Raw genomic sequence first — 25,650 nt, 5'->3', positions numbered from 1 at the left:
GGGCGGTCATCCGTAACGGGCGGCGAGCCGCCGGTAGAGTCCGGGCGCGGCGCCGCGCACCCGGGCGGGCACACGCAGCCACCCGGGGACGTACACCTCGTCCCGGTCGCGCAGGACGGCGGACCGGACCGCGTCCGCGACGCGTTCGGGCGACACCGGGCGCGGCCAGGTCCGGGTGTAGGGGATGCCCCGCCGGGCGAAGAAGGGCGTGTCGACCACGCCGGGGATCACATGGCTGACACGGACGCCGGTGTGGCGCAGTTCGTAGCGCAGGGCGTCGGCGAACACGGCCAGGGCCGCCTTGGCCGCCGAGTAGACGGCCTCGCCGCGCACGCCCACGCTGCCGGCGAAGGATCCGATGAGCACGACGCGCCCGGATCCGGCCGCGACCATGTGGGGCAGCACGGCGCGGACCAGGTGCGCGGTGGCCAGCAGGTCGACGCCGACGACCTCGTCGATGCGGGCGGGGGGCATGCGGGTGAAATCTCCCGCCCAGCCGACCCCGGCGTCGGCGACCAGCAGGTCCAGCCGGCCCAGGTGGTCCAGGGCGAGGTCGGCGAGCCGGTGCCCGGCGCCCGGCCGGGTCAGGTCGGCGGGCAGGGCGAGCGCGCCGGCCTCGGCGGCCACCTGCTCCAAACGGGTGACGTCACGTCCGTTGAGCACCATCCGCCAGCCCCCCTCGGCGGCCAGTCGGCGGGCCACGGCCGCGCCGATGCCGGAGGAGGCACCGGTCACCAGGGCGGTACCGCCCCGATCCGCGCGGCGCGGGCCGACGCCCGCCCCGGGGGCGGAAGTCGCCCTGGGCCCGGTGCGGTTCGACGGTCCTGCGGGCGACGGGGCGTGGGACATGGTGGCGACCTCACTGCGACGGTGTGCACGGTCTCGGATCCGGGGCCGAATTCTCGCGGTGTATCCAGGGCGCCACAGACCGGGACACCGCGCACGGCGGAGCATTCGACGCGGCGGCCACCCCCGGAGGGAGGGCCGCGGGCCGCCAGGGCCTCGGTGCGCCCGGACGACGTGCTCCGCGAGCGCGACCACGCCTCGCCGCCGCACGCGGACTCCACCGCGGGAACACGGGCCTTCGCGGCGCTCGCGGCCGGGGCGGGCCCGGCGACGGCCGACCGGCCGCACGCTTCGGCGCCAACGAAACGTTGCCGTTTCGCTGGCAGTCGTCTAGGCTCGACGTGTACGAAACCGTTTCGTTTACGCACTCCCCGCGCGGCACACCTCTCGCGCACATCCCACGCACGTGAACGACTTCCCTGGAGTGGTCTGCCCATGTCCCAGAAGACCTTATCGAGAGCTACACCACCGCCTTCTGGTGGTCCGCGGTGTTCTTCGGCGCGGGCACGGTGATCGCCTTCCTGCTCTACCGGCGCGGGGTGCCGGCGCAGGACTCGGACGCGGCACCCGTCGTCCACATGTGACGACCGCCGCCGTCCCGGCCCGGGGGCCGCCGTCCGCAGGGAGACGGCGGCCCCCGCTGTCGTCCGGGACGCTTGAGACGGCGTCCGCGGGTAACTCGCGGTGGATCACGAGCGCACAGCGACGAAGGAGACACCATGCCCGGCGGGAACGACCACGACGAGCAGCCCGAGACGGCCCTGGAGGAGGTGCTCCGGGAGGTCGAGCAGGCCGAGAAGCGCGGCGACGAGGACACCGGCGGCTCCGGTGAGGCCGGCGACGCCATCACCCCGAACACCGGGGCACAGGAGCAGGCCGACGGGGAGTGACACCGCCGGGGCCGCCCGTGGGTGGGGGGCCGCCGTCCGGGCGCGGGGTGTGCTGGATCACCCGTGCTTCGGCCCGGCGCGGGTACCCGGTGTCCATGAACCACCACCCGCGAGAACCCCGGCTGCCCGAGCACCGGGGGCCGCTGTCCGCCGCGGTCATCGCCTACCTGCGCGGCACCGGCCCCCTCCCGACCACCCTGGACCCCGATGACGCCGACCCGTACGGCGACGATCTGCACCTCGCCCTGTACCTGTGCTACGAGCTGCACTACCGCGGCTTCGCGGGCGTCGGCCCACGGTTCGAGTGGGACCCGGACCTGCTCCGGGTGCGCGGCGCCATGGAGCGGCGGTTCCTCACGGCCCTGCGCACCGACACGCCGGTGCACGAGAGCCTCGACGACGCGCTCGGCGCCCTCCTGGTCGAGCCCGTCGACGGCACCGGGGTCAGTCACTTCCTGCGGGACGAGGGCGAGCTGTGGCACCTGCGCGAGTACGCCGCCCAGCGCTCCCTGTACCACCTGAAGGAGGCCGATCCGCACGCCTGGGTGCTGCCGCGCCTGTGGGGCCGGGCGAAGGCGGCGATGGCGGCCGTGGAGTTCGACGAGTTCGGCGGCGGCCGGGCCGAGCGCGTGCACGCGCGCCTGTTCGCCGACCTGATGGCGGACCTGGGCCTGGACACCACCTACGGGCACTACCTGGAGGCCGCGTCGGCCGAGATGCTGGCCGTGGTCAACCTGATGTCCCTGTTCGGGCTGCACCGCGAGCTGCGCGGCGCGCTGGTGGGTCATTTCGCCGAGGTGGAGATCACCTCCTCGCCGGGCTCGCGCCGGCTCGCGGAGGCGATGCGCCGCACCGGCGCCGGTCCGGCCGCGGAGTTCTTCTACGACGAGCACGTGGAGGCGGACGCGGTGCACGAGCAGGTCGTCCGCCACGACGTGATCGGCGGGCTGCTCGCGGAGGAGCCGGAGTTGTCGGCGGACGTGGCCTTCGGGATCGACGCGACCGAGTACCTGGAGGACCGGCTGGCCCGGCGGCTGCTCGCCGACTGGCGGGCCGGGCGTTCGTCCCTGCGGTCACCGCTGACCCCGGAGGTGTCCCATACATCGTGAACAACGGGGTACTCGCGCCCCCGTGATCGCATGGGTGCTTCCGGGCGTGTACGCCCCGCAAGAAGATACGGAGTTGCTCGCCGAGGTACTTCGGGAGGAGCCGCTGCGTCCCGGTATGCGCGTGCTGGACGTCGGTACCGGAAGCGGGGCGTTGGCGCTGGCGGCGGCCCGTCGCGGCGCCGAGGTGACCGCGGTGGACGTCTCCCGCCGGGCGGTGTGGACGGCGCGGCTGAACGCGTGGCTGACCCGGCAGCCGGTGCGCATCCGGCGCGGCAACCTCTTCGGCCCGGTCCGGGACCGCACCTACGACGTGGTGCTGGCGAACCCGCCCTACGTGCCGGCGCCCGAAGCCGGGCGCGCTCCGCGCGGCCGGGCCCGGGCCTGGGACGCCGGCCGGGACGGGCGGCTGCTGCTGGACCGGATCTGCCGGGACGCGCACACGCTGCTGCGGCCGGGGGGCGTGCTGCTGCTCGTGCACTCCGCGCTGAGCGACCCCGAGCGCACCCTGGAACTGTTGCGCGCGACGGATCTGAAGGCCTCGGTGGTCCGGCGCCGCCGGATCGCCTTCGGTCCGGTGCTGCGCTCCCGGCAGGACTGGCTGCGCCGCAACGGGCTGCTGGAGGCGTCCGACGACAAGGAAGAGCTGGTGGTCATCCGTGCCGAACGAGTCCTTTGACGACCGGCCCCGCCGGATCACCATGCGGCGGGACGGCCCGCTGCTGGTGGAGGGGCCGGTGGAGATCGAGCTGGAGGACGGCACCACGGTCTCCTCGGACCGGTTCCGTGTCGCTCTGTGCACATGCCGACGCAGTCGCCGCTATCCCTGGTGTGACACGAGTCATCGGCGCAGGGCCTGAACATCGGTTGAAACCGCTGGTTTTTCGCCGCTCCCCGGACGGCCCCCCACGGGCCGGTCCGGGGAGCGGCTGTTGTGCCCGGTGCCGGCGGGCGGCCCCACTCCGCCCGTCGGCCCCGGCGCGAGATCGCAGGTTCCCCGCTCCAGGGGCCGCACTCCCCAGTTACGGACCTGATCCGGCGTGCGAGGACCGCGCGATCCCGGTCTAGAAGGCGAAGACGCTGCCGGTGGCGGCGTCCTTCGCGCAGGCGTTGCCGAAGGTGCGCTCGTAGGAGACGCGCTTGCCCTGCCAGACGCCCTGGACGGTGACGACCACGGGGTCGTAGAGCTTGGTGCACCACACGTCGCCCGAGGGCTTCAGGGCGTCGAAGTCACCGCCGACTCCGCGCAGTTCGGCGCAGGCCTGAACCGCGGCGGGGTGGGTGCCGGAGGCCGTGGGCGCGCAGGTGAGAGTGACGGCGCGCTCAGGGGTGACCGTGGCCGCGTCGCTGCCGTGGCCGGTGGTGAGCACCAGCGCCGAGGGGGCGTAGAGCGACGACGGGGCGGCGCCCGGTGCAGCGACGGCGGCCCCGGTCAGGGGTCCACAGACGGCGGCGGCCGTGAGGCCGAGGGCCGCTGCCCAGCGCGCGGTGTTCCGCATTGTGTGCATCCTTCCGCTCGAACATCGGGAGTGCCGCCTCGGACCCGGTCGGGCACCGGAGCGGCGAGCGCCACTCTGCCGAGTCCGCGAGCGAAATTCACATCGACCCCCCAGGTTTAAGTAACCTTTCGTGTTGAAGCAGTGGCGTGAAGTTACGGAATTCGAACAGGTCGACCGCGGAACTGAGCGGTTCTTGATCGAGCGAGGTGGCCGGATGGCCGAAAAGCAGCGCTTCGTTAATCGGCCTGAAACATTCCGACACCGGCCGCCGTAAACACCATCGTGACGCCTCGTGTTCATCAACCGGTTGAGGGGAAGCGCTGCTTCCACGGGTTCGGTCGCGGCCACCGCTGGCACCCGGCCCCGGTCACCCTTGTGGCCGCCGTTCACCGTCTCGACCCGGATCGACGACAGGCCGAGGGGTACGACCTCGCCGTACGGCACTGCGAGGGGGCCTGCCGGCCCACGTCTACCCGCCAGTATCGTCGGGCCGCAGCGCGTACCCAGCGACGAGAGGCGGGACGGCCGGATGGCGAAGCACTGGGCCGACTTCCAGTACGAGATCTATCTCAACGGCATGACGGGCGCCGTACCCCGGCTCCCCACCGACCTGACCCGGCTTGAGGAGCTGGCCGAACACCGGCTGGGTCCCGGCCCGGTGGGCTATGTGGCGGGCAGCGCCGGCGACGGCAGCACCGCGCGCGCGAACCGGGCGGCCCTGGCCCGGCGCCGCATCGTGCCGCGCATGCTCAGGGACGTGGGGATGCGCGACCTGTCGGTCGAGGTGCTCGGCCGGACCCTGCCCGCGCCGCTGGCCCTGGCGCCCGTGGGCGTGCTGTCCATCATGCATCCGGAGGCGGAGTCCGCCGCCGCCCGGGCCGCCGCCGCGCAGGGCGTGCCGTACATCCTGTCGTCGGCGTCCAGCACACCGCTGGAGCAGGTGGCGGAGGCCATGGGGGACGCCGAGCGCTGGTTCCAGCTGTACTGGGGCAAGGACCGCGAGGTGACCCGCAGTTTCCTCGGCCGGGCGCGGTCGGCGGGGTTCACGGTGCTCGTCGTCACCCTGGACACCCCGCTGCTGGCGTGGCGGCCGCGCGATCTGGACCAGGCGTATCTGCCGTTCCTGCACGGGGTGGGCACCGCGAACTACTTCACCGATCCGGCGTTCCGGGCGGGTCTGGCCAAGCCTGTGCACGAGGATCCCAACGCGGCGGTGCTGCACTTCCTCGGGCTGTTCGGGGACCCCGGCCACACCTGGCCGGACCTGGCCTTCCTGCGTGAGCACTGGGACGGCCCGATCGTCCTCAAGGGCGTGCTGCACCCGGACGACGCCCGGCTCGCCGCGGACGCCGGGATGGACGGCGTCGTGGTCTCCAACCACGGCGGCCGGCAGGTGGCCGGCTCGGTCGCGGCGGCCGACGCGCTGCCCGCCGTCGCGGACGCGGTCGGCGACCGGCTGGCGGTGCTGTTCGACAGCGGAGTACGCACCGGCGACGACGTGTTCAAGGCCCTCGCCCTCGGTGCCCGCGCGGTGCTGCTGGGCCGTCCGTACGTCTACGGGCTCGGCCTGGACGGGCAGGCGGGCGTCGAACACGTCGTGCGGTGTGTGCTCGCGGAACTGGACCTGACGCTCGCGCTGTCGGGACACACCGGCCCCGGCACGGTCACGGCGGCCGACCTCGCCGAGAGCCCCGCCTGAACCCACCGCGCGTGGGTGCGGAGGCCGGCCCGCTCGTCCGTACCCGACACCGACGGTGAATTGCCGCTCGCCGTGGGCGGGTCGGCCAGCCAGCGGTGCGGAGCGGAGCGGTCCCGGACCCTGGCCACCAGGTCGCCGCCGGGCTCGTCCCCGGCGGCGACGAGGGCGAGCGTCGGATCCCAGCGGGGCAGCAACTCGCCGCGCGCCGTGAGGTCGTAGCGCACGTCGTCGCCCCGCCTCGACCCGGCGGCGGCGCAGCTGCCGAGGATCACCACTCCGGCGTCGGCGTGCGAGTCCAGACACAGCCCCGGGTCGGCCGCGCTGCGCAGCACACCGTCCTCGCTGTAGGTCCAGCGCTGGCCGGCCGCCCGGGAACAGGCGGTCAGGATCGCGCCCGCGCCCGCCCTGGGCCGGCCGTCGACGTCCAGGCACAGCCCGACGGCGGTGTCACGCAGCCGGGTGGGCCGGCCGGTGGCGGGCACGCTCGCGGTGCCCGGCGCGGTGGAGTCGGGCGGGGACTGGGCGGGGGCGCGGGCCGCGGTCACCGGGCCGGTGCCGGAGCGGCCGTCCGGCCACAGGGCGACCGCGACCGCGACCACCACCGCCAGCAGCCCGGCCGAGGCCGCGCCGACTCCGGCGAGCAGGCCCCGGGAGGACCGGACGGCACCGGACGCACGGCCCACCGGGAGCGGCACGCGGGCGAACGGTCCGGGCTCCGCGCCGTCGCGCCGCCGGGCCCCCTTGGCGGTGAGGGCGGCGGTCACGGCCGTGGTGGCGCGGGCGAGCGGGCCGGGCTTCGTCCCGCCGTGCCGCCGGGCCCCCTTGGCAGTGAGGGAGGCGGTCACGGCCGTGGTGGCGCGGGCGAACGGTCCGGGCTCCGCGCCGTCGCGCCGCCGGGCCCCCTTGGCAGTGAGGGCGGCGGTCACGGCCGTGGTGGCGCGGGCGAGCGGGCCGGGCTTCGTCCCGCCGTGCCGGCGGCCGCCGGAACCGCGCGAGCCGCCCCGCGCCGGAGCGGACGGACGGCGGCCGGGGCGCGATTCCAGGTAGCGGCGGGCGCCCCAGCCGAGGACGGCCTCGGCGAGCAGCACCCCCAACGCCGCGTCGACCTGGCCGAGTTGCTCGGCGGCGTGCCGGCAGTAGGCGCAGCCGGCCAGGTGCTCCTGGACATCGGGCAGCAGGGCGCCTCCGCGCCGGACCGGGACGTCGAGCAGACGGTTGTAGTAGCGGCAGTCCTTGCCCGGCGCCAGTTCCCGGTGGGCGCGCACCAGACCGTCCCGGAACTTCTCCCGAGCCTGGTCCCGTGCGGTCGCGGCGGTCTCGGTGTCGATGCCCAGCAGCGCGGCGGGAACGGTCAGCGGCTCGGCCTCGACCTCGCTGTGCCACAACAGCGCCCGCTCGCGCCGGGTAAGGCCGTGGAAGGAGTGGTCGGACAGGGCGCGGTTCTCCGGTGTCAGGGACTTCGCGGCGTGGACGGCGCGGCCCCCGGCGGGTCTCGCGAGTCCGGGCAGTACGGCGGTGATCCGGTCGGTGCCGGACCAGTCGGCGACCGTGTCCCGGACGGCGGTGAGCAGGCGGGGCCGCAGCGCCTCGGCGGATTCACCGAGGGCGAGCCGGCCGAGCGTCCGATGGAAGGCCGCGGCGGTGACCATGTGGGCGAGCGGCCCGGAGGAGGTCAGGCAGATGACCGCGTAGTCCTGCGCCGGCCGCCAGTGCCGGGCCATCAGGAGGGCGGCGGACCGCGAGGCCTCCACGTCGGAGCCGGCGCGCAGCGGGGCGGCGAGGGACTCGTCGGATTCCCCGGGGGCGGCGCCGAGGGGCGGACCAAGGGGGCGAGGGGGGTGGGGGGTGGGCACGGAAGGCATTCCTCTGGTGCGTGGCGCGTGATGCAGGATGCGTGGTGCTTGACTCTTGGCGAATCCCGGCCTTTTGTCCCCCGATCGGGAGTCGCAACCCTTGCACACCTTCCACAGGGGCAACAAGGCGCCCGTACGACATCAGCCGTTTTGAAGGAAAGTCAAGTAACCACGTGGGAAAGGGAGTTGGCGGCCACCGGCCTTCCGTTCGCCCCCGCGCCCCGTGTGAAACGCGCACCCGCGCCGACGGGCGCCGCACGCTCCCGGAGCGGGCGGCCCGGTGGTGCACTGGGTGACGGCCCTCTCGAAAAGGCCCCGCACGGGACGGCGGCTCCCCCGTGCGCGAACGGCCGCCGGCCCCGTTCCTCCCGCCCTCGGCCGGCGGCCCCGGCGGCTTCCCCCGCCGGTCCAGGGCCGGTTCCCGGACGGAACGGGACCGGCCGGCCGGGGCGGAGTCGGATCTGCCGGGAACTCAGATCTGCCAGGAACGCAGCCGGTCGGCCGCGCCGTAGACGTCGGTCTTGCCGGAGATGAGGTCACGGGCCAGGTCGACGAGGGCGCCGTGGGGCGGATCGATGCCGACGCCGCTGACGAACATGTAGGCCACGGCCGTCGCGCAGGCGAAGCGGGCGTTGGCCGCCGGCAGCGGCTTGAGCAGGGCGAGCGTGTGCAGCAGGGCGGCGGCGCGCCAGGCGGGGTCGGAGTCCACGCCGAGCCGGGGCGGGTCCACCCGGTGCCGGGCGACGGCGGCGACCAGCGCGGAGAAGTCGTCCACGGCCGGCTGGCCGGGCAGGACCTCCTCGTGCCGCTGGAGCAGCCACGGGACGTCGATGTGGATGACGGTGGGGGGCATCGCTCAGGCGGCCTCGCCCCGGGCGGGGGGCTCGTCGTCGGGGAAGGCCGCCGCGAACTCCTCCGCGTGGGCGGCGAAGAAGCTCCGGAACGCCTCCGCGCCCTCCTGCAGGGCCCGGTGCCGCGCGATGTCGGCGGCGGCCGCCTCGCGCACGAGGGCCTTCATCGACGTACCGCGCTCCTTGGCGATCTGCCGCAAGTCCTCTAGTTCCCGGTCGCTGAACTCCACGTTGAGAGCTGGCATGCCCTTACGGTACCGCCCGGTTACCCACGCGTAAATATCCCCAGGTCACATGGCCTGCCCCCGGCATGTCTCCCGGTACCCGCGGCGGCGGAGAACCGCGTCCGATTTCCGCCGGTCGCACGGTGCCCGGCGCGCCAGACTCGACGGCACGAGGACACACCCCAGGACACACCACCGGCAGACGAAAACTGTCGCCCAAGGGAGCACCGATGAACACGCGCACCGTCCACACCGTCCACCCGAGCCCGCTGGGCGACCTGCTGCTGACCGGGTCCGTCTCGCCCGCCGGCCACACCCTGACGTCGCTGTCCCTGCCCGGGCGGCGCGGCGCGCCCGCGCCGCGCCCGGAGGACCGCGACGACCGGCCGTTCGCCGAGGCGCACCGGCAGCTCGACGCCTACTTCACGGGCCGCCCGACCCGCTTCGACCTGCCGCTCGCCACCACGGGAAGCCCGTTCCAGCGGGCGGTGTGGCAGGCCCTGGAGGAGATCCCCTACGGCACCACGACCACATACGGCGAGCTGGCGGCCCGGCTGGGCGTGCCCCGCTCCGAGATCCGCGCGGTGGGCGGGGCCCTCGGCGCCAACCCGCTGCTCCTCGTCCGCCCGTGCCACCGGGTCATCGGCTCGGACGGCTCGATGCGCGGATACGCGGGCGGCGTCGAGCACAAGGTGTGGCTCCTCACGCACGAGGGCGCGTTGCAGCCGACCCTGATCTGAACCCCCACCGACCCCCGCACCAGGAGCGACCATGTCCCTCACCCCGGCCGAGGCCCGCCACCGGGCCGCCCGCACCGACTGGGCGGCGCTCGCCGCCGAGCTGGACGAGCAGGGCAGCGCACCCACCGAGGCACTGCTGACGCCCGCCGAGTGCGCCGCCCTGGCGGCCCTGTACGACCGGCCGGAGCCGTTCCGCACGACGGTCGACCTGGCCCGGCACCGGTTCGGCTCCGGCGAGTACCGCTACTTCACCCATGACCTGCCCGCCCCGGTGGCCGCGCTGCGGGCCGCGCTCTACCCCCGCCTGCTGCCCGTGGCCCGGGACTGGGCGGCGCGGCTGGACCGCCCGGCGCCCTGGCCCGACTCCCTCGACGAGTGGCTGGAGCGCTGCCACGCGGCCGGCCAGGACCGGTCCGCGCAGATCCTGCTGAGCTACGGTCCGGGTGACTGGAACGCCCTGCACCGGGACGTGTTCGGCGAGCTGGTCTTCCCGCTCCAGGTGGTGATCGCCCTGGACGTGTACGGCCGCGATCACACCGGCGGTGAGTTCCTGATGGTGGAACAGCGGCCGCGCGCCCAGTCCCGGGGCACGGCGACCGCCCTGCGGCAGGGCCACGGCCTGGTGTTCACCACGCGGGACCGGCCCGTACGCGGCCGTCGAGGCTGGTCGGCGGGGGCGATGCGGCACGGGGTGAGCACCGTACGGTCCGGGCGCCGCCGCACGCTGGGTCTGGTGTTCCACGACGCCGCCTGACCGGACCCCGCCGGGCGACGCGCCCGGTGCACGCGTCCACAACTGATCGCGGATGAACGGTTTCTGACGGCCCACCATGCGAAATCGGCAGAGGTCCGGCAGTCCCGTGGCCGTCACGTCGGCGTATCGGCCCGATTTCCCCCCTCGACCGGGTGCGCCCGGTCGGCCGGTCGGGCGGGACTCGCGGTCCACACGGGGGCGGGAAGCACTACGCTGGAACGGAAGTGGTGCCACCTGTTCACTGTGAGTGTGCGCTTGGGAGCGGCGACGATGAGCCGGGTCTATCCGTTCGACGACGCGGCGACGGCCCGGGCTGTCATCGATGACGACGGGACGCTGGCGGAGTGGAACGAGGGCGCCCGGCGCCTGCTCGGCCACTCGGCCGACACCGTCGTGGGCCGCCCCGCCGCCCGGTTGCTGGCCGGGGACCGTATCCCCGTCGCGCCCGCGGGGGACCGCTGGCAGGGAACGGTCGCTCTGCGCCACCGGGACGGCCGTACCGTGCCGGTACGGCTGCTCGCCCACCGCCGCCCGGCAGGCGACGGACGGCCCGGCGGCTGGCTGGTGGTCAGCCCGCTCACCGGGGCCGAGCCGCCGCCCGCCGAGGATCCGCTGGCCGGTGCGGGCCTGACCCAGTCGCCGTGCGCGGTCGCCGTGTACGACGAGCAGTTGCGGCTGCGCCGGATGAACGACGAGATGGCCGCCGTCATCGGCCTCCCCGAGCCGCTGGTGCGGGGGCTGCGGGTGTCGGAGATCGGCGGCCGGCCGCAGAGCGAGGAGCTGGAGCGGGTCATGCTCCAGGTGCTGACCTCGGGCCGGCCGCTGGACATGCAGACGTTCACGGGCAGCGGCGTCGACGACCGGGCGCGCGCCTGGCTGGCCCGGCTGGCGCCGGTCAGGGATGCCGACGGCCGGATCGTGGGGGTCAGCCTCGCCGCGCACGACGTCACCGACAACTACCGGGCCCGCCAGCGGCTGCAACTGGTGAACGAGGCGAGCGTGCGCATCGGCAGCACGCTCGACGTCACCCGGACGGCGCAGGAACTGGCGCACATGTGCGTGCCCGCGCTGGCCGACTTCGTCACCGTCGACCTGCTGGATCCCGAGGACTACGGCGGCGAACCCCCGGCACGCATCGCGGCACCCCTCACCCTGCGGCGGGCGGCCCACTGGTCGGTCCTCGACGGGGTGCCGGAGGCGGTGAGCGAGCCCGGGCAGACCGAGGTGTACCCGGCCGGCTCCCCGCAGGCCGACTCGCTCACGGCCGGCCACACGATCATCACCTCGATGGCCACGGGCGACATGGCCCGATGGCTGGCCTGGAACACCGCGCGCGGCGAACGGGTGCGCACCTTCGGCGGGCACTCCACGATGTCGGTGCCCATCCGGGCCCGCGGCCTGACCCTCGGCGTGGCGGTGTTCATCCGGCACCGGCGCCCTGACGGGTTCACCGAGGACGACGGCCTGCTGGCGGAGGAGATCACCACCCGCGCCGCCGTGTGCATCGACAACGCGCGCCGCTACTCGCGCGAGCGGGAGACAGCGCTCGCGCTCCAGCGCAGCCTGCTCCCCCGCAACCTGCCGCGCACGGCCGCGCTGGAGGCGTCCTCCAGGTATCTGCCCGCCGCGCGCGCCGGGGTGGGCGGGGACTGGTTCGACGTGATCCCGCTGTCCGGGATGCGGGTCGCGATGGTCGTCGGGGACGTCGTCGGGCACGGCGTCCAGGCCTCGGCCACCATGGGACGGCTGCGCACCGCCGTACGCACCCTCGCCGACATCGACCTGGCCCCGGACGAGCTGCTCACCCATCTGGACGACCTGGTGCTCCGGCTGTCGGACGAGTCCGGGGGCGAGGGCAACCCCGGCGAGGTCGGCGCGACCTGTCTGTACGCCGTGTACGACCCGGTCTCCCGGCACTGCACCCTGGCCCGCGCCGGGCACCCGCCGCCCGTGCTGATGCCGCCGGGTGGCGACCCGCGTCTGCTGGACCTGCCGGCCGGGCCACCGCTGGGCCTGGGCGGCCTGCCGTTCGAGTCGGCCGAGGTGGAACTGGCCGAGGGCAGCGTCCTCGCCCTGTACACCGACGGCCTGGTGCTCTCCCGGAACCGGGACGCGGACACCGGCCGCGATCTGCTGTTCCGGGCGCTGGCGGCGCACTCGGGGTCCCTGGACGAGACCTGTGACGCGATCCTGCACGCCCTGCTGCCCCGGGCCGGTGCCGCCGACGACGTGGCGCTGCTGCTCGCCTGCACCCAGGGGCTGGCCGCGTCCCAGGTCGCGACCTGGGACATCCCGGCCGACCCGGCGCAGGTGGCGTCGGTCCGTAAGCAGGTCGTCGAGCGCCTGGACTCCTGGGGGCTGAGCGAGGTCGCGTTCACGGCCGAACTCGTGGTCAGCGAGCTGGTCACCAACGCCATCCGCTACGGTTCGCGGCCGATCCGGCTGCGGCTGATCCATGACGCCGCCACGCTGATCTGCGAGGTCTCCGACACCAGTCACACCGCGCCGCATCTGCGCCGGGCGAAGATCTTCGACGAGGGCGGCCGCGGCCTGCTGCTCGTCGCCCAGCTCACCCAGCGGTGGGGAAGCCGGCACACCCCGGAGGGCAAGACCATCTGGGCGGAGCTGCCGCTGTACGAGCGGGACGGGTAGCCGCCACCGCGGGGCCGCACGGCGTGCGGGCCGGCCGGACGGCCTCAGGGGGCGCTCAGCCAGGGCCGTACCTGTTTACGGGCCTCGTGCAGACGGGATTTCAGGGTGCCGAGCGGGATGCCGACCCGCTCGGCGACCTCGGCGTACTCCAGCTGGCAGATGTCCCGGTAGACCAGTGGGGCGACGAGCTGCGGATACTCCCGCTCCAGGCGCTCCAGCGCCTCCAGGAGATCCACCCGGGAGCCGGCGATGACGCTGGTGGTGCGGGGGTCGACGGCGTGCGCCGGGTCGATGGGGGCGGGCTGCTCGGCGGCCCGCCGCTTCAGCTCCCGGTACTTCTGCCGGCAGCAGTTGGCGACCACCGTGTAGAGCCAGGTGCCGAAGCGGCTGCGGCCCTCGAAGCCGGAGATGTGCCGGGCCACTTGGAGCAGCACGTCCTGGGCGGCCTCCTCGGCGTCCTCCCGGCAGGGCAGGAAGCGCGCGCAGCGGCGTACGGTCTCGGGCCGGATCTCGCTCAGCAGCCGGTCCAGGGCCGCGCTGTCACCGGCGGCGGCCCGCCGGGCGAGGTCTTCCACCGGCGCCTGGTCCTGCACGGGAGGATCCCCCTTCGAGACGATCTCAGGGCAGGCATGATAGTCGTATGCAGTCCCCGGAGCGGATCGGCCGCCACCGCCTCGAACGGCCGCTGGGCACCGGTGCCTTCGCCACGGTGTGGCTCGCCCACGACCCCGAGTTGCAGGCGCCGGTGGCCGTGAAGGTACTCGCGGAGAACTGGGCGCACCGGCTCGACGTCAGGGAACGCTTCCTGTCCGAGGCGCGGCTGCTGCGCCGGGCCGGTTCGGGCCGGGTGGTGCAGATCTACGACATCGGCGAACTCCCCGACGGCAGGCCGTATTTCGTGATGGAGTACGCCGACGGCGGCACCCTCGCCGAGTTGTCGGCCGGCGGGCCGATGCCGGTGCGCGAGGCACTGGCGCTGACGGCGGAGGCCGCGCGCGGCGCCGCCGCGCTGCACGAGGCGGGCATCGTGCACCGCGACATCAAGCCGACCAATGTGCTGCTGCACACCGCCCCGGACGGCAGCCGGCGGGTCCTGCTGGCCGACCTGGGGCTGGCGAAGAGCCTCGCCCAGGCCTCCGTGCTGACGCTGGCGGCGGGCTCCGCGGGCTACCAGCCGCCGGAGCAGGCCGAGCCCGGGGAGGGCATCGACGAGCGGGCCGACGTCTACAGCCTGGGCGCGGTCGGCTACGCGCTGGTCACCGGGTCCGTGCCGGGTCCACCGGGCCGGGTCGTGCGGCCCAGGCGGCTGCGGCCGGACCTCGGCGAGGACGTGGAGCGGGCGCTGCTGCGCGCGCTCGAACCGGACCGGACGCGGCGCTGGCCCGACGCGCGGGCGTTCGCGCAGGAACTGGACCGGCTGGCAGCCGGTGCGGCGGCGCAGCGGCCGGGCGGTGTGCGCGGCCGGCTCGGCACCGCCACTCTGGCGCTCGCGGGGGTCCTCGCGGCCACGGCCGCCGCGGTGGCGGTGACCGTCGTGGTCCAGCGCGGTGACGGCGCCCCGGACGAGGTGCGGGTCGCCGACACCACCGGCCGCGTCGTCCTCCGGGTGCCCGCCGACTGGGCCCGTCAGATGCGCGGCTCCGGCTGGGACCCGCACGCTCTCGGGCTGGCGCCGGGGCACCAGCCGGGGCTGGTGGTCGCCGACGACCTGGCGCACTGGGCCGATACGACGGCGGCCGTGGACGGTGTGTTCGTGGGCCTCGGCGCGCACGGCGACGTCACCGCCAGGGTGAAGTCCCTCGCGCACTCCGGCTGCCGGTACTCCGGCGGCCGTACGTTCACCGGCGCCGGCTGGCACGGGCTGGTGCGGACCTTCAGCGGCTGTCCGGACGGCGGCTCGATCACCGAGAGCGCACTGTCCCCGACGGGCGGCGAAGCGAGGCCACGGGTATATGTGCAGGTACGCCAGCGCGGCACCGGTGACGCCACCGACCGGATACTCCGTTCGCTGCAGGTGTCCTGAACCACGCGCATCGAGGGTCAAGGCGGGGAAAAGAAACCCGGTACGACCCGAACTTTTCCGGCGTCGGGCGCATCGGACTGTCATGACGGCGCACCCGGCGCCGTAGGCACGCGGCGATGCGTCGCGTGCCCCCGAAGACCCAGGAGTGTTGAGCGACATGGTGTACACACCCCGGTCCGCACGGCACGGGACCCTGCTCGTCGGCGCGGTCGCCGTGCTGGGCCTCCTGACCGGTTGCGGCAACGGCAAGGACGCCCAGGGCGGCGCGCCGATCACGGCCTCGGGCCCGGCCGCGCCCGCGTCGGACACCTCGAAGAGCCCGGTGTCGGCCACCTCCGCCGAGGGCGCGGCCTCCGGCGAGGTCTCCTTGGGCGCGCCCGCCTCGGCCTCCGCGCCCAAGGCGCCGGCGGCCACGGGCGGGCGGACGACCACTCCGGCCGCCGCGAGTTCGAGGTGCCACACCTCCGAGCTGCGGGCCTCCGTGGGCCGCAACGATCCCGGCGCCGGCCAGGAGAACTTCCCCGTCGTCATCACCAACACGTCCGGCCGTACCTGCACCCTGCGCGGCTATCCGGGCGCGGCCTTCGTCAACGGTTCCGGCAGCCAGCTGGGCCCGGACCCCAAGCGGCAGTCGGGCTCGCCGGTCACGGTCACCCTCAAGCCCGGGAAGAGCGCCTGGTCCGGGCTGACCTTCTCCAATCCCGAGGTCAGCGGCGCCAGGTCGGCCACACCGGCCGCGCTGCTGGTCACCCCGCCGGACGAGCGCGATCACCTGAAGGTGACCTGGCCGGGCGGTCCGGTCCCGGTCTCCGGCAACTCCTCGTCGGTCTTCCTGACGGTGCTCGGCGCGGGCACCGCCCCCTGATCCACCGCTCGCACCGGCCCGCGACCCCCGCCGTCCCGCTTCCCGGGGCGGCGGGGGTCGCGGCGCCGCGCGGGCGGCCGGCCGGCTTTCCCGGGCGCGGCGGGGGGCAGGTCGTGGAGGCGGACCCGGCAGCGTCTGTTTTCATGGTCGGCACCACCGTGACCGTTCCCTGGAAGGACCCGCCCTGAACACCCCGCTCGCCGAGGCCCTGTCCGTCGTGCTGCTCGCCGCCGTGCTCGTCTGGGCCGTGGTGCGGCCGTTCGGATGGCCGGAGGCGGTCATGGCCGTGCCCGCAGCCGGCATCGCCGTCGCCTCCGGCGCGATCTCGCTCGACCACGCGCGCGCCGAGGCACAGCAGCTCGGACCGGTCATCGGCTTCCTCGCGGCGGTGCTGGTGATCGCCCACTTCTGTGACGTCGAGGGCGTGTTCCGGGCCTGCGGGGCGTGGATGGCCCGCCGGTCGGCAGGTCGTCCGGTGCGGCTGCTGACGGCGGTCTTCGCGCTGGCTTCGGCCATCACCGCCGTGCTCAGTCTGGACGCGACGATCGTGCTGCTGACACCGGTGGTGTTCGCCACGGCCGCGCGGACCGGCGTACGGCCCAAGCCGCACGTGTACGCCTGCACCCATCTGTCGAACACGGCCTCGCTGCTGCTGCCGGTGTCGAACCTGACGAATCTGCTCGCGTTCGCGGCGAGCGGGCTGAGCTTCACCCGGTTCGCGGCGCTGATGGCACTGCCGTGGCTCATGGCGATCGGCACCGAGTACGTGGTGTTCCGCCGGTTCTTCGCCCGGGACCTCGCGGCGGCGGCCCCGGGGGGCGGGGAGGACGGCGAGGCGCCGCGGCTTCCGCTGTTCGCGCTGGTGACGGTCGCCTGCACGCTGGCCGGGTTCGTGCCGGCGTCGGCGTTCGGGGTGGAGCCCGCCTGGGTGGCCGCGGCGGGTGCGCTGGTGCTGGCGGGGCGGGCGCTGGTGCGACGGCAGGCGACCCCGCTGACGGTCGTGCGGGCGGCGGCCCCGGCCTTCCTGGCGTTCGTGCTCGCGCTCGGCATCGTGGTGCGGGCTGTCGTCGACAACGGCCTCGCCGACGTTCTCACCCACGTCCTGCCCAGTGGCACGGGACTGCTCGCGCTGCTCGGGATCGCCGCGCTCGCCGCCGTCCTCGCCAACCTCATCAACAACCTGCCCGCGGTCCTGGTGCTGCTCCCGCCGGCCACGTCCGTCGGCTCGGGCGCGGTCCTCGCGGTGCTGCTCGGCGTGAACATCGGGCCGAACCTGACCTACGCCGGGTCGCTGGCCACCCTGCTGTGGCGGCGGATCGTGCACCAGCACGAGCACGGTGTGGACCTCGGGGAGTTCACCCGGCTGGGTCTGATCGCCGTGCCCACCTCCCTCGCCGCCGCGGTGGTGGCACTGTGGGGGTCGCTGCAGATTCTCTGAGGGTCCCGCGAGGGCTCTCGCACAGGCCGGAGGAGGCCGTCGGGATGCGTGTGATCGCCTGGCTCGTCGAGGGCACCTGGCCGGCGTGTGTGGACGCCGTGCGCGCCCATGTGCCGGACTCGGCCGAGGTGGTGCTGCTCCACGTCAGCGGGCCCGACGTGCCGGGGCTCGCGCACGGGGCGTTCGCGGGGCTGCTCGGCCGCGGGCACCCGGAGCGCGATCCCGGCGCGATGCTGGAGACGCTCGGGCAGGGTACGGCGGCGGGGCTGCTGGACGCGGCCGCCGAACGCCTCGGTCGGCCCTGCGCGCGCGAGGAGCGGTCGGGCCGGGTCGAGCGCGAGGTGGTGGCCGCCGCCGAGGGCGCCGATCTGCTGGTGCTGGCCCGGGACGGGGAGCGGTCCCGGCTGGGGCCGAAGAGCCTCGGGCCGGCCGCCCGGTTCGCCGTCGACCACGCGCCCTGCCCGGTGCTGCTGGTGTGGCCGGAGCCGGCTCCGGGGCTGGAGACGATCCCTCCGGCTCCGCCGCGCCACCGCTGAGTCAGCGGGGTGCCGGCGGCAGCGCGCTCTCGCGGCCCCAGTCGACGTTCCGCATCTGAAGGTCCGGCTGTGAGGTGTCGAACGACCAGCGCTGGGCGGCGCCCGCCGCGCGGAGCTTGAGGACGAGGGCGCCGGAGCCGTCGGTGGCGGCCGGGGTGAGGGCCAGCCCCCGGTTCCAGCGGGGCACCAGGGCGCCCTGGCGGGTGAAGTCGTAGCGGACGTTCCGGGCGGCGCCGCCGGTGGCCGCGCAGGGGGCGAGGCGGACCGAGTAGCCGAGGTGGGAGTCCAGGCACAGGTCGGGGGCCGCGTCGTTGCGCAGCGCGCCGTCGGTCTTGTACGTCCAGCGCTGGCTCGGGGTAGCGGAGCAGGCGGTCAGCTCGGTCTCGGCGCCCGCGACCGCCTTCTCGCCGACGACACCGACGCACAGGTTCGCGGCGAAGTTGTGCAGCCGGCCGTGCGGGGCGCCCCGGCCGGGGGTGTTCGCACCGGCCCAGGTCGCGCCCGGGGAAGGTGAGTTCGTGCCGGGCGCCGGGGTGGGGCTGGTGCCGGATCCCGCGGCCGGCGTCTCGCCGGGACCGAGGGCCGACCACAGCACCAGGGGCAGCGCGACCAGGCCGGTGACGGTCACGACGGCCAGGGCGAGATGGCGGCCCCGGGTACGGCGGGCCGCTCGCCGCGCCGAACGGCCGGAGACGGCGGACGCGGTACGGCGCGCCGAACGGCGGGCGGCGGGGGGCCGCGCGGCGCTGCCGGCCGGGCCGGTGGAAGCGTCCGGGCGGCCGTAAGCGCGGGCCGGGATGGGGGCGAAGGCCTCGCCGGCCGGGAACACCACGGCGGCGGGGTCCGGGGCGGGTTCGGCCGGCGTCTCGGCGCGGTTGGCCCGGGACCGCGTGTAGGCGTCGGCGCCCCAGCCGAGCACCGCCTCGGCCAACGCGCCGCCAAGTCCCCTGCTGAAACAGGCGAGTTGACCGGCAGTCCGGTCGCAGTGGGGGCAGCGGCCCAGGTGGGCGCGCAGGTCCGGGTCGATGTCGACACCGCCGCGCCGGAAGGTGACGTCGAGCATGCGCAGATAGCGGTGGCACTCGGTCTCGGGGGCGAGTTCGCGGTGCGCCTGGAGGCACTCCTCGCGCAGTCGTTCGCGGGCCCGGTGGAGTTCGACGCGGACGTCCTCCTCGTCCAGCCCGAGCAGGACGGCGGCGACCGCGGGGGATTCGGCCTCCACCTCGCTGTGCCACAGGACCGCGCGGGAGGCGGCGGGCGTCCGCTGGAAGGCGCGGGACAGCAACTGGCGGTCGGGGGACGGCAGCAGACGGGCGGCGGCGGGCCGGCCGGTGCCGTCGTCCGACCGCAGTGCCGGGTGGAGGAGTTCGCGGCGGTCGTCGGCGTCCCACTCGGCCGCGATCCGGCGGACGGCGACCAGTACCTGTGGGCGCCAGGCGGCGGTCGGACCGTCGTGGCGGAGCGCTTCGCCGAAGAGCCGGGTGAAGGCGGCCGTGGTGAGCATGCCGGCGGCGCGCGGGCCGTCGGTGCAGAGCCGGGCGTAGGCGAAGGCCGCCTCCCAATGCCGGTCGAGAAGTTCGCCGACGGGGTGGAGTGCGGGTGACGTACCCGTCCACTTCCTGAGTTCGGCGCTCAGCTCCTCGTCCGACGGCGGGCCTGCCTCATTCACGGCCGCATTCCTCCAGACGTGATACGGATCCAGTCCGTACCAAGGGGTACGGGGAGGGCGAGGGCAGCTCGAACGTCCACCTCAGGCGGCTCTTTTGAAGCGTGGGGGGTGTGCGGCGAACGGCCTGGCGCATACACCTGGATTTTATGGGTGAGCGTGCGCCGACAGCGCACACTTTTACACAGGGCGGCACGCCGTAACAAGAGATCTATCGCTCATCCGCGGCATTCCGAGCGGATTTCTTTATTGACGCATTGTCGAAGGGAACCTTTTCTCGCAATTGCGGTCGGCCGGTGGTCCGTGCGGCACGGTGTCCGCACCGCACGGACCTCACCGAGAGGGGTCAGTGGCCGCTGATCGCGCGCGGGGTGTAGGCCTCCTCCAGTTCTTCGGCCTCCTTGTCGCCGAGCCGGAGTTCCACGGCGGCCACCGCGTCCTCGATGTGCCGGGGCTTGGCGGCACCGACGATCGGCGCGGCCACCGTGTCCTGCCGCAGCAGCCAGGCGAGGGCCACCTGGGCGCGCGGCACGCCACGTTCGCCGGCGATCCGGGTGACGGCCTCGACGATCGCGCGGTCGCCCTCCTGGTACAGCCGGCCGCCGAAGTCGTCCGTGGCGCTGCGCCCGGTGACGGTGCCCCAGTCCCGGGTCAGCCGGCCCCGGGCGAGCGGGCTCCAGGGCAGCACGCCGACACCTTGGTCCGCGCAGAGCGGCAGCATCTCCCGCTCCTCCTCGCGGTAGAGCAGGTTGTAGTGGTTCTGCATGGACACGAATTTCGTCCAGCCGTGCCGTTCGGCGGTGTACTGGGCCTTGGAGAACTCCCACGCGTACATCGAACTCGCCCCGATGTAGCGGACCTTGCCCGCCTTCACCAGGTCGTGCAGCGCCTCCATCGTCTCCTCGACGGGAGTCGTGTGGTCGTAGCGGTGGATCTGGTAGAGGTCGACGTAGTCGGTGCCGAGCCGGCGCAGGCTGTGGTCGATCTCGCCCATGATGGCCTTGCGGGACAGACCGCCGCCGTTGGGGCCCGGCCGCACCCGGCCGTGCACCTTGGTGGCCAACACGATCTCGTCGCGGTCGGCGTAGTCGCGCAGGGCCTTGCCGACGATCTCCTCACTGGTGCCGTCGGAGTAGACGTTGGCGGTGTCGAAGAAGTTGATGCCCGCCTCGAGCGCCTGCCGGATCAGCGGGCGGGAGGCCTCCTCGTCGAGGGTCCATTCGTGCTTGCCGCGGTCCGGCAGTCCGTAGGTCATGCAGCCCAGACAGATCCGCGAGACGTCCAGGCCCGTCGAACCGAGCTTCACGTACTGCATCGTTGCTGCTCCTGCCTTCGGGTCGATGGTCCGCGACGAGCCTACGGCGTGGCCCGGGGGCCGACTTGACGCGGCGAGCGCGCGGGCGATTTGATCCTGACACGTGCCGCGCCGCCCGGCGTGGGCAGGATGGAGCGGACTTGCCCCTGATGGGTGTCTTTCGCGCCGTGGCTTCCCGGACAGCCCCAGGCGCCTTGTCAGCAGCCCTGATCGTCGCCGTGTCGGCACTGGCCGGCTGTGGTCCGGCGGACTCCGGGAAGGACGGGTCGGGCGGGCCCGCCGCGGTGCGGCTGCCGCCGCGTCACGCCGGGTTCGACTACCAGATCGGCGGCTCCTATCCCCCGCCCGAGGGCGTGCGGATCGTCAGCCGCGACCGGTCCGGCTCCCCCGCGCCCGGGCTCTACAACATCTGTTACGTCAACGCCTTCCAGGCCCAGCCCGCCGAGCGTTCCTCCTGGCCGCCCGATCTGCTGCTGCGCGACGCGCACGGTGCGGTGGTCATCGACGAGGACTGGAACGAGGCGCTGCTCGACCTGCGCACCCCGGCCAAGCGGCAGCGGGTGGCGCGGCGGGTGAACCGGTGGGTCGACGGCTGCGCCGGGAAGGGCTTCGACGCCGTCGAGCCGGACAACTACGACAGCTACACCCGCTCCCACGGGCTGCTCACGGCCGGGGACGCGACGGCGTTCATGAGCCTGCTGTCCCGGCACGCGCACGCCCGCCACCTGGCCATCGCGCAGAAGAACACCGCCGAACTGGCCGGGCGGCGCGAGCGGGCCGGGCTGGACTTCGCCGTCGCGGAGGAGTGCGGCCAGTACGACGAGTGCGGGGTGTACGCGAAGGCGTTCGACGACCGGGTCGTCGACATCGAGTACACCGACCGGGGGCTGCGCGCGGCCCTCGCCCGCTGGGGCGACCGGCTGAGCATCGTCCGCCGCGACCGGAACGTCTCCACCCCGGGCAGCGCCGAGTACGTCCGAAAGACGCGCTAGGTGTATTGACCCGCAGGGTTGTCCACGGCCCAGAGCGGCGCCGGTCGCGTCGTCCGCTCATCCTCGGCGCAGCCGACCGGCGTCCGGCCGGTCGAGACCGCCCGGGAGGGAACGCGGTGCCGACACGTCCCACCACTCCCGAGAGCCCTGGCCCTCGTCACCCCCGGCTGGGGGCGGTCCGGCGCGCAGCCCGAGGCCCCGGCGACGACGGGCGGGGCCGCCGGCACCCTGCGCGGTGAGCACGGCCGGCAGGCCGGGTCAGCCCGTGCGCGGGCAACGGCGGTCCACAGTCGGCCGTCTCCGCCCTGGCGACCTGCCGGCGGGCGGGCACTTGGGCCCCGTACACCTGTCGCACCAACGGCACCTGGACCGCCCGACGCGCCGGCCGACGCCGGCCACCGGCGCTCCGGCCGTGTCGCGCGCGTACCCGGGCCCCGGGACGTACGACACCACCGCCACCGTCCGGGTACGGTCGGCGCCCGCCGGGGTCGACCTGTCGGGCACTGTACAGGCCACACGCTGTCGCCGACCGCTCCCCCGGTGAGGGCCGCGCGCGCCGTCACCGTCGACCGCACGACGCTGCGCCGGGGCGCCACCACCACGCTGACCCACACGCTCCGCCGCGACAGCGACGCGGGCGACGGCAGCGCGCGGCTGGGACTCATCGGCGAGCCGGCGAGCCGGGCACCGGTGTCCGGATCGCCACGGCCGACACCCGCTGCGTCAACCCGCTCGCTGGCCTCATCTCCCGGCTCGGCTGCTGGATGCCGGCCGGCCAGGAGGTGGCGGGCGGCATGCCGGCGGGGCCGACACCCGTCAGGGCCGCTCCAGCAGGTCCAGTGCCCGCTGCCAGGCGAACTCGGGGCGCCGTCCGTCCGCCCCGGGGTCGCCGGTGTGAGGGGCGCCGAAGCGGACGCCCATCCCGCGCAGCCGTACCAGGCTGTCCCGGTAGGCGGGATGGGCGGCCAGGGCGTCGCCCACACAGGGCAGCACGGCGATCGGCACGCCCAGCCCGGCGGCCTCGCACAGCGTGCCGACGGCGAGGGTGTCGGCGAGGCCCGCCGCCCATTTGTTGAGGGTGTTGAAGGTGGCGGGCGCCACCACGACGGCGTCCGGGGGCGGGAACGGGCGCGGGTCGGCCGGGGAGCGCCAGGCCGACCGGACGGGCCGGCCCGTCCGCGCCCGGACGGCCTCGCTGTCGAAGAACCCGCCCATCGCCACCGGCGTGGCGATGACACCGACCTCCCAGCCCCGTTCCTGGGCGGCGGCGATCAGTTCGGGTACCCCGGCGGCGACACCGGCGGCGCAGACGACGACGTACAGGAACGGCTTCTCGGCGTGTTCGGTCATCCGGGGACCCTACTGGGGCGGCCGGGACCGGTCCGCCGGCCGGATCAGCCGCCGCTCTCCTTCACCGTGATGGCGCTCACCGGGCAGGCGCGGGCCGCCTCACGGACCATGGAGTCGCCCGCGCCGTCCTCCCGGCCGGGGAGCAGGGTGCTGTAGCCGTCGTCGTCCTGGGTGAAGACGCCGGGCGCGGCCAGGGCACACTGCCCGGCGCCGATACAGACGTCCTTGTCGATGTCGATGTGCATGAGCAGAGCCTCTTACCAGGTCACGGGGAGTTCCAGCATCCCCTGGATCGTGTCGCCGGGTTTGAAGGGAATTTCCTCCACCGGTACGGCCGGCCGCAGACCCGGCAGACGCGAGAACAGGGTGCCGAGGGCGATCTCCAGCTCCGCGCGGGCCAGGTTCTGGCCCAGGCACTGGTGGATGCCGAAGCCGAACGCCACGTGATGGCGGGCGGGTCGGCGCAGATCGAGGGCGTCGGGGTCCTCGTACACGGAGGCGTCCCGGTTGATCACGGAGGTCGCGAAGAGCACGCCCTCCCCGGCCCGGATGGAGGTGCCGTCGACCTCGATGTCCTCCAGTGCCACCCGGAGCAGCCCGTCCGCGATGGACAGCAGGCGCATCAGCTCCTCCACGGCGCCGGGCAGCAGTGTCGGGTCGGCGCGCAGTTCGGCCAGCCGGTCGGGGTGCCGCAGCAGCGTGAAGGTGCCCAGGGAGATCATGTTGGCGGTCGTCTCGTGCCCGGCGACCAGCAGGATGAGGGCCAGCGAGACGACGTCGGCGCGGTCCAGGGTGCCGGCGCGGAGCCGCTCGTGGACGAGGTCGTCGAGGATGCCGTCGCCCGGCTCGGTCTGTGCCGCCTTCGCGTCGATCAGGGCGCCCAGGTACCGCTCCAGCTCCACGCGGGCGGCCTCGGTGTCCTCGCCCGTCGGGCCGCGCAGCAGCCTGCGGGACTGCTCCTCGAAGAAGTCGTGGTCGGCGTAGGGCACGCCGAGCAGGCCGCAGATCACCGTCGACGGTACGGGCAGCGCGAAGGCGGAGACCAGGTCGGCCGGTGGCCCCTGCTCGATCATGGCGTCCAGCAGTTCGTCCACGGTGCGTTGGATCAGGGGCCGCAGCCCGGCCGCGCGTTTGACGGTGAACGACGGGATCAGCATGCGCCGCTGCCGGTTGTGCTCGGGGTCGTCCAGCCCCAGCAGGGCCACCCGGCGCCGGGTCACGGCCGCGAAGCGGGGCGTGATCGCCGGGAACTCGGGGCGGCTGCGGTCGCTGGACAGCCGGGGGTCGGCGAGCAGGCTGCGGGCGGTCGTGTGCGCGGTGACCGCCCACACCTCGCTGCCGTCGAACAGGGTGACGCGGGACAGGCCCCCGCTCCCGCGCAACGGGTCGTAGCCGGTGGGCGGGTGGTAGGGGCAGGTGCGGTCCTGCGGGAAGGCGACGGGTTCGGCCGGGGTGGACGGGCCGGTGGTGTCCGTCAGTTCCGTCATGGGAAGACCTCGCAGACGAAAGAGTGCGTCGTGCCACTCCCCATTAGATGCCCGAGGCATCTATACGGCCACTGGGAAACTCGGCCACTTCGGTGACGCGCGGGATCTGGCCGAAGACGAGTGCTGCCGCGGCCGGACGGGGCCGTGCCGACGCCCGTCCGTGGCCGTCCGGACGGATACGACGCGAAATCGGAGCGTCGTGTTCCGGCCCGCCATCAGGGTACGCCGGACCCGGCGTGTCCAGCCCGTCGGGAGAAGATCGGCGCGGTACGGATGATTCGCGCGCGCACCGGTGTTGAAGGCCGGTGACAGACAGCCGTTGGACCGACGAAGGAGACGGATTCCATGCCTCTTGAGGGCGAGTACGAGCCCAGCCCGGAGCAGTGGGTGCGGGACCAGGTCGAGCTGTACGAGAGTTCCGGTGGGACGAAGGGCACGACGCTGCTCGACACCGGCCTGCCGGTGATCGTGCTGACCACCCGGGGCGCGAAGAGCGGGAAGATCCGCAAGACGCCGCTGATGCGGGTGGAGCACGACGGGCGGTACGCGGTCGTCGCCTCGCAGGGCGGGGCTCCCCGGCACCCGACCTGGTACTTCAACATCCAGGCCGATCCGCATGTCGAGCTGCAGGACGGCCCGGCCAAGCAGGACATGCGGGCCCGCGAGATCACCGGCCAGGAGAAGGCCGAGTGGTGGGAGCGGGCCGTGGCCGCGTTTCCCCCGTACGCCGACTACCAGCGCAAGACGTCCCGGGAGATCCCCGTGTTCGTGCTGGAGCCCCTCGACGCACGCTGATTTCCGGCCCCGCACGGATCCGTTTCGGATAATTCCGTTCCGCGCGAGTGTGAGCCGGATTCCGGCCGG

At 74.3% G+C, this 25,650-nt stretch carries 24 protein-coding genes and 1 pseudogene; 14 read left to right on the top strand and 11 right to left on the bottom strand.

Annotation, left to right across the window (positions count from 1 at the left end; genetic code table 11):
* Positions 1-6 precede the first annotated feature (6 nt).
* On the bottom strand, positions 7-849 hold the full coding sequence (locus ACIBA9_RS02030) for an SDR family NAD(P)-dependent oxidoreductase (RefSeq protein ID WP_399359410.1): 843 nt from the start codon (positions 847-849) through the stop codon (positions 7-9).
* A gap of 716 nt (positions 850-1,565) precedes the next feature.
* On the opposite strand from ACIBA9_RS02030, the gene ACIBA9_RS02025 reads away from it, so the two are divergent.
* The 4 genes from ACIBA9_RS02025 (at position 1,566) to ACIBA9_RS02010 (ending at position 3,702) form a co-directional block, all read left to right on the top strand.
* The gene (locus ACIBA9_RS02025) at positions 1,566-1,736 is read left to right on the top strand and encodes a hypothetical protein (RefSeq protein WP_399359409.1); all 171 of its coding nucleotides are present in this window, start codon (positions 1,566-1,568) and stop codon (positions 1,734-1,736) included.
* Between the two features lie 95 nt (positions 1,737-1,831).
* A complete protein-coding gene (locus ACIBA9_RS02020) occupies positions 1,832-2,845 on the top strand; it encodes an iron-containing redox enzyme family protein (RefSeq protein WP_399359408.1) in 1,014 nt (337 codons plus the stop codon).
* Between the two features lie 22 nt (positions 2,846-2,867).
* A complete protein-coding gene (locus ACIBA9_RS02015; RefSeq protein ID WP_399359407.1) occupies positions 2,868-3,521 on the top strand; it encodes a HemK2/MTQ2 family protein methyltransferase in 654 nt (217 codons plus the stop codon).
* A complete protein-coding gene (locus ACIBA9_RS02010; protein ID WP_399359406.1) occupies positions 3,502-3,702 on the top strand; it encodes a CDGSH iron-sulfur domain-containing protein in 201 nt (66 codons plus the stop codon). Before ACIBA9_RS02015 ends, ACIBA9_RS02010 begins: the two co-directional genes overlap by 20 nt.
* Before the next feature lie 204 nt (positions 3,703-3,906).
* On the opposite strand, the gene ACIBA9_RS02005 is transcribed toward ACIBA9_RS02010, so the two are convergent.
* Positions 3,907-4,341 (bottom strand): protease inhibitor, encoded by a 435-nt coding sequence (locus ACIBA9_RS02005; RefSeq protein WP_399359405.1) that lies wholly within the window; start codon positions 4,339-4,341, stop codon positions 3,907-3,909.
* 529 nt (positions 4,342-4,870) lie between these two features.
* Here ACIBA9_RS02005 and ACIBA9_RS02000 point away from each other — a divergent pair.
* Positions 4,871-6,040 carry a lactate 2-monooxygenase gene (locus ACIBA9_RS02000; RefSeq protein WP_399359403.1) on the top strand — a complete coding sequence of 390 codons (1,170 nt, stop codon included), beginning with the start codon at positions 4,871-4,873 and terminating at the stop codon, positions 6,038-6,040.
* Positions 6,041-6,123: 83 nt separating this feature from the next.
* Here the strand turns inward: ACIBA9_RS02000 and ACIBA9_RS01995 are convergent.
* From ACIBA9_RS01995 to ACIBA9_RS01985, 3 genes and pseudogenes are all read right to left on the bottom strand, one after another.
* Positions 6,124-7,893, bottom strand: a pseudogene (locus tag ACIBA9_RS01995) (RICIN domain-containing protein); the annotation flags it as partial.
* 472 nt (positions 7,894-8,365) lie between these two features.
* Positions 8,366-8,746, bottom strand: a complete 381-nt coding sequence (locus ACIBA9_RS01990; protein ID WP_399359402.1) for a toxin Doc — start codon at positions 8,744-8,746, stop codon at positions 8,366-8,368.
* A gap of 3 nt (positions 8,747-8,749) precedes the next feature.
* Positions 8,750-8,989: a hypothetical protein gene (locus ACIBA9_RS01985; RefSeq protein ID WP_362152294.1), complete on the bottom strand. Its 240-nt coding sequence runs from the start codon at positions 8,987-8,989 to the stop codon at positions 8,750-8,752.
* A 209-nt stretch (positions 8,990-9,198) separates the two neighbouring features.
* Here ACIBA9_RS01985 and ACIBA9_RS01980 point away from each other — a divergent pair, with 209 nt between their 5' ends.
* The 3 genes from ACIBA9_RS01980 to ACIBA9_RS01970 all read left to right on the top strand — a co-directional run bounded on the left by ACIBA9_RS01980 (position 9,199) and on the right by ACIBA9_RS01970 (position 13,114).
* Positions 9,199-9,708, top strand: a complete 510-nt coding sequence (locus ACIBA9_RS01980; protein ID WP_399359401.1) for a methylated-DNA--[protein]-cysteine S-methyltransferase — start codon at positions 9,199-9,201, stop codon at positions 9,706-9,708.
* Between the two features lie 31 nt (positions 9,709-9,739).
* A complete protein-coding gene (locus ACIBA9_RS01975; RefSeq protein WP_399359400.1) occupies positions 9,740-10,462 on the top strand; it encodes a 2OG-Fe(II) oxygenase in 723 nt (240 codons plus the stop codon).
* 270 nt (positions 10,463-10,732) lie between these two features.
* A complete protein-coding gene (locus tag ACIBA9_RS01970; protein ID WP_399359399.1) occupies positions 10,733-13,114 on the top strand; it encodes a SpoIIE family protein phosphatase in 2,382 nt (793 codons plus the stop codon).
* Positions 13,115-13,158: 44 nt separating this feature from the next.
* On the opposite strand, the gene ACIBA9_RS01965 is transcribed toward ACIBA9_RS01970, so the two are convergent.
* Entirely contained in the window at positions 13,159-13,707 is a 549-nt protein-coding gene (locus ACIBA9_RS01965; protein ID WP_393899223.1) for an RNA polymerase sigma factor, read from the bottom strand.
* A gap of 47 nt (positions 13,708-13,754) precedes the next feature.
* Here ACIBA9_RS01965 and ACIBA9_RS01960 point away from each other — a divergent pair, with 47 nt between their 5' ends.
* The 4 genes from ACIBA9_RS01960 (at position 13,755) to ACIBA9_RS01945 (ending at position 17,976) form a co-directional block, all read left to right on the top strand.
* Complete coding sequence (locus ACIBA9_RS01960) at positions 13,755-15,137, top strand: serine/threonine-protein kinase (RefSeq protein ID WP_399359398.1); 1,383 nt, start codon at positions 13,755-13,757, stop codon at positions 15,135-15,137.
* A 157-nt stretch (positions 15,138-15,294) separates the two neighbouring features.
* Complete coding sequence (locus tag ACIBA9_RS01955; protein WP_399359397.1) at positions 15,295-16,002, top strand: DUF4232 domain-containing protein; 708 nt, start codon at positions 15,295-15,297, stop codon at positions 16,000-16,002.
* 184 nt (positions 16,003-16,186) lie between these two features.
* Positions 16,187-17,440 carry an arsenic transporter gene (locus tag ACIBA9_RS01950; RefSeq protein ID WP_399359992.1) on the top strand — a complete coding sequence of 418 codons (1,254 nt, stop codon included), beginning with the start codon at positions 16,187-16,189 and terminating at the stop codon, positions 17,438-17,440.
* Positions 17,441-17,484: 44 nt separating this feature from the next.
* Positions 17,485-17,976 (top strand): universal stress protein, encoded by a 492-nt coding sequence (locus ACIBA9_RS01945; RefSeq protein WP_399359396.1) that lies wholly within the window; start codon positions 17,485-17,487, stop codon positions 17,974-17,976.
* Between the two features lies 1 nt (position 17,977).
* Here ACIBA9_RS01945 and ACIBA9_RS01940 read toward each other — a convergent pair whose 3' ends face one another.
* The gene (locus tag ACIBA9_RS01940) at positions 17,978-19,645 is read right to left on the bottom strand and encodes a ricin-type beta-trefoil lectin domain protein (RefSeq protein WP_399359395.1); all 1,668 of its coding nucleotides are present in this window, start codon (positions 19,643-19,645) and stop codon (positions 17,978-17,980) included.
* Positions 19,646-19,988: 343 nt separating this feature from the next.
* The gene (locus tag ACIBA9_RS01935; RefSeq protein WP_362152273.1) at positions 19,989-20,957 is read right to left on the bottom strand and encodes an aldo/keto reductase; all 969 of its coding nucleotides are present in this window, start codon (positions 20,955-20,957) and stop codon (positions 19,989-19,991) included.
* Positions 20,958-21,106: 149 nt separating this feature from the next.
* Here ACIBA9_RS01935 and ACIBA9_RS01930 point away from each other — a divergent pair, with 149 nt between their 5' ends.
* A complete protein-coding gene (locus ACIBA9_RS01930; RefSeq protein ID WP_399359394.1) occupies positions 21,107-21,949 on the top strand; it encodes an endo alpha-1,4 polygalactosaminidase in 843 nt (280 codons plus the stop codon).
* An 816-nt stretch (positions 21,950-22,765) separates the two neighbouring features.
* On the opposite strand, the gene ACIBA9_RS01925 is transcribed toward ACIBA9_RS01930, so the two are convergent.
* Genes ACIBA9_RS01925 through ACIBA9_RS01915 form a run of 3 tightly spaced genes read right to left on the bottom strand, consistent with a single transcriptional unit; the run spans position 22,766 to position 24,786 of the window.
* Entirely contained in the window at positions 22,766-23,299 is a 534-nt protein-coding gene (locus ACIBA9_RS01925) for a flavoprotein (RefSeq protein ID WP_399359393.1), read from the bottom strand.
* 44 nt (positions 23,300-23,343) lie between these two features.
* Positions 23,344-23,544, bottom strand: a complete 201-nt coding sequence (locus ACIBA9_RS01920; RefSeq protein ID WP_362152266.1) for a ferredoxin — start codon at positions 23,542-23,544, stop codon at positions 23,344-23,346.
* Between the two features lie 12 nt (positions 23,545-23,556).
* Complete coding sequence (locus tag ACIBA9_RS01915; RefSeq protein ID WP_399359392.1) at positions 23,557-24,786, bottom strand: cytochrome P450; 1,230 nt, start codon at positions 24,784-24,786, stop codon at positions 23,557-23,559.
* A 345-nt stretch (positions 24,787-25,131) separates the two neighbouring features.
* Between ACIBA9_RS01915 and ACIBA9_RS01910 the strand changes: the two genes are divergently transcribed.
* Entirely contained in the window at positions 25,132-25,581 is a 450-nt protein-coding gene (locus ACIBA9_RS01910) for a nitroreductase family deazaflavin-dependent oxidoreductase (protein ID WP_399359391.1), read from the top strand.
* Positions 25,582-25,650 lie beyond the last annotated feature (69 nt).

The sequence above is a fragment of the Streptomyces sp. NPDC051452 genome, assembly GCF_044454765.1.
Taxonomy (GTDB): Bacteria; Actinomycetota; Actinomycetes; order Streptomycetales; family Streptomycetaceae; genus Streptomyces.
This window is presented reverse-complemented; position numbering and strand designations above follow the sequence as displayed.

What these genes read in the sequence shown, in the direction of transcription:
- ACIBA9_RS02030 (WP_399359410.1), bottom strand. Translation starts at nt 849, where the DNA reads ATGTCCCACGCCCCGTCGCCCGCAGGACCGTCGAACCGCACCGGGCCC.
- ACIBA9_RS02025 (WP_399359409.1), top strand. Translation starts at nt 1,566, where the DNA reads ATGCCCGGCGGGAACGACCACGACGAGCAGCCCGAGACGGCCCTGGAG.
- ACIBA9_RS02020 (WP_399359408.1), top strand. Translation starts at nt 1,832, where the DNA reads ATGAACCACCACCCGCGAGAACCCCGGCTGCCCGAGCACCGGGGGCCG.
- ACIBA9_RS02005 (WP_399359405.1), bottom strand. Translation starts at nt 4,341, where the DNA reads ATGCGGAACACCGCGCGCTGGGCAGCGGCCCTCGGCCTCACGGCCGCC.
- ACIBA9_RS02000 (WP_399359403.1), top strand. Translation starts at nt 4,871, where the DNA reads ATGGCGAAGCACTGGGCCGACTTCCAGTACGAGATCTATCTCAACGGC.
- ACIBA9_RS01990 (WP_399359402.1), bottom strand. Translation starts at nt 8,746, where the DNA reads ATGCCCCCCACCGTCATCCACATCGACGTCCCGTGGCTGCTCCAGCGG.
- ACIBA9_RS01985 (WP_362152294.1), bottom strand. Translation starts at nt 8,989, where the DNA reads ATGCCAGCTCTCAACGTGGAGTTCAGCGACCGGGAACTAGAGGACTTG.
- ACIBA9_RS01980 (WP_399359401.1), top strand. Translation starts at nt 9,199, where the DNA reads ATGAACACGCGCACCGTCCACACCGTCCACCCGAGCCCGCTGGGCGAC.
- ACIBA9_RS01975 (WP_399359400.1), top strand. Translation starts at nt 9,740, where the DNA reads ATGTCCCTCACCCCGGCCGAGGCCCGCCACCGGGCCGCCCGCACCGAC.
- ACIBA9_RS01970 (WP_399359399.1), top strand. Translation starts at nt 10,733, where the DNA reads ATGAGCCGGGTCTATCCGTTCGACGACGCGGCGACGGCCCGGGCTGTC.
- ACIBA9_RS01960 (WP_399359398.1), top strand. Translation starts at nt 13,755, where the DNA reads ATGCAGTCCCCGGAGCGGATCGGCCGCCACCGCCTCGAACGGCCGCTG.
- ACIBA9_RS01955 (WP_399359397.1), top strand. Translation starts at nt 15,295, where the DNA reads ATGGTGTACACACCCCGGTCCGCACGGCACGGGACCCTGCTCGTCGGC.
- ACIBA9_RS01945 (WP_399359396.1), top strand. Translation starts at nt 17,485, where the DNA reads ATGCGTGTGATCGCCTGGCTCGTCGAGGGCACCTGGCCGGCGTGTGTG.
- ACIBA9_RS01935 (WP_362152273.1), bottom strand. Translation starts at nt 20,957, where the DNA reads ATGCAGTACGTGAAGCTCGGTTCGACGGGCCTGGACGTCTCGCGGATC.
- ACIBA9_RS01930 (WP_399359394.1), top strand. Translation starts at nt 21,107, where the DNA reads ATGGGTGTCTTTCGCGCCGTGGCTTCCCGGACAGCCCCAGGCGCCTTG.
- ACIBA9_RS01925 (WP_399359393.1), bottom strand. Translation starts at nt 23,299, where the DNA reads ATGACCGAACACGCCGAGAAGCCGTTCCTGTACGTCGTCGTCTGCGCC.
- ACIBA9_RS01920 (WP_362152266.1), bottom strand. Translation starts at nt 23,544, where the DNA reads ATGCACATCGACATCGACAAGGACGTCTGTATCGGCGCCGGGCAGTGT.
- ACIBA9_RS01915 (WP_399359392.1), bottom strand. Translation starts at nt 24,786, where the DNA reads ATGACGGAACTGACGGACACCACCGGCCCGTCCACCCCGGCCGAACCC.
- ACIBA9_RS01910 (WP_399359391.1), top strand. Translation starts at nt 25,132, where the DNA reads ATGCCTCTTGAGGGCGAGTACGAGCCCAGCCCGGAGCAGTGGGTGCGG.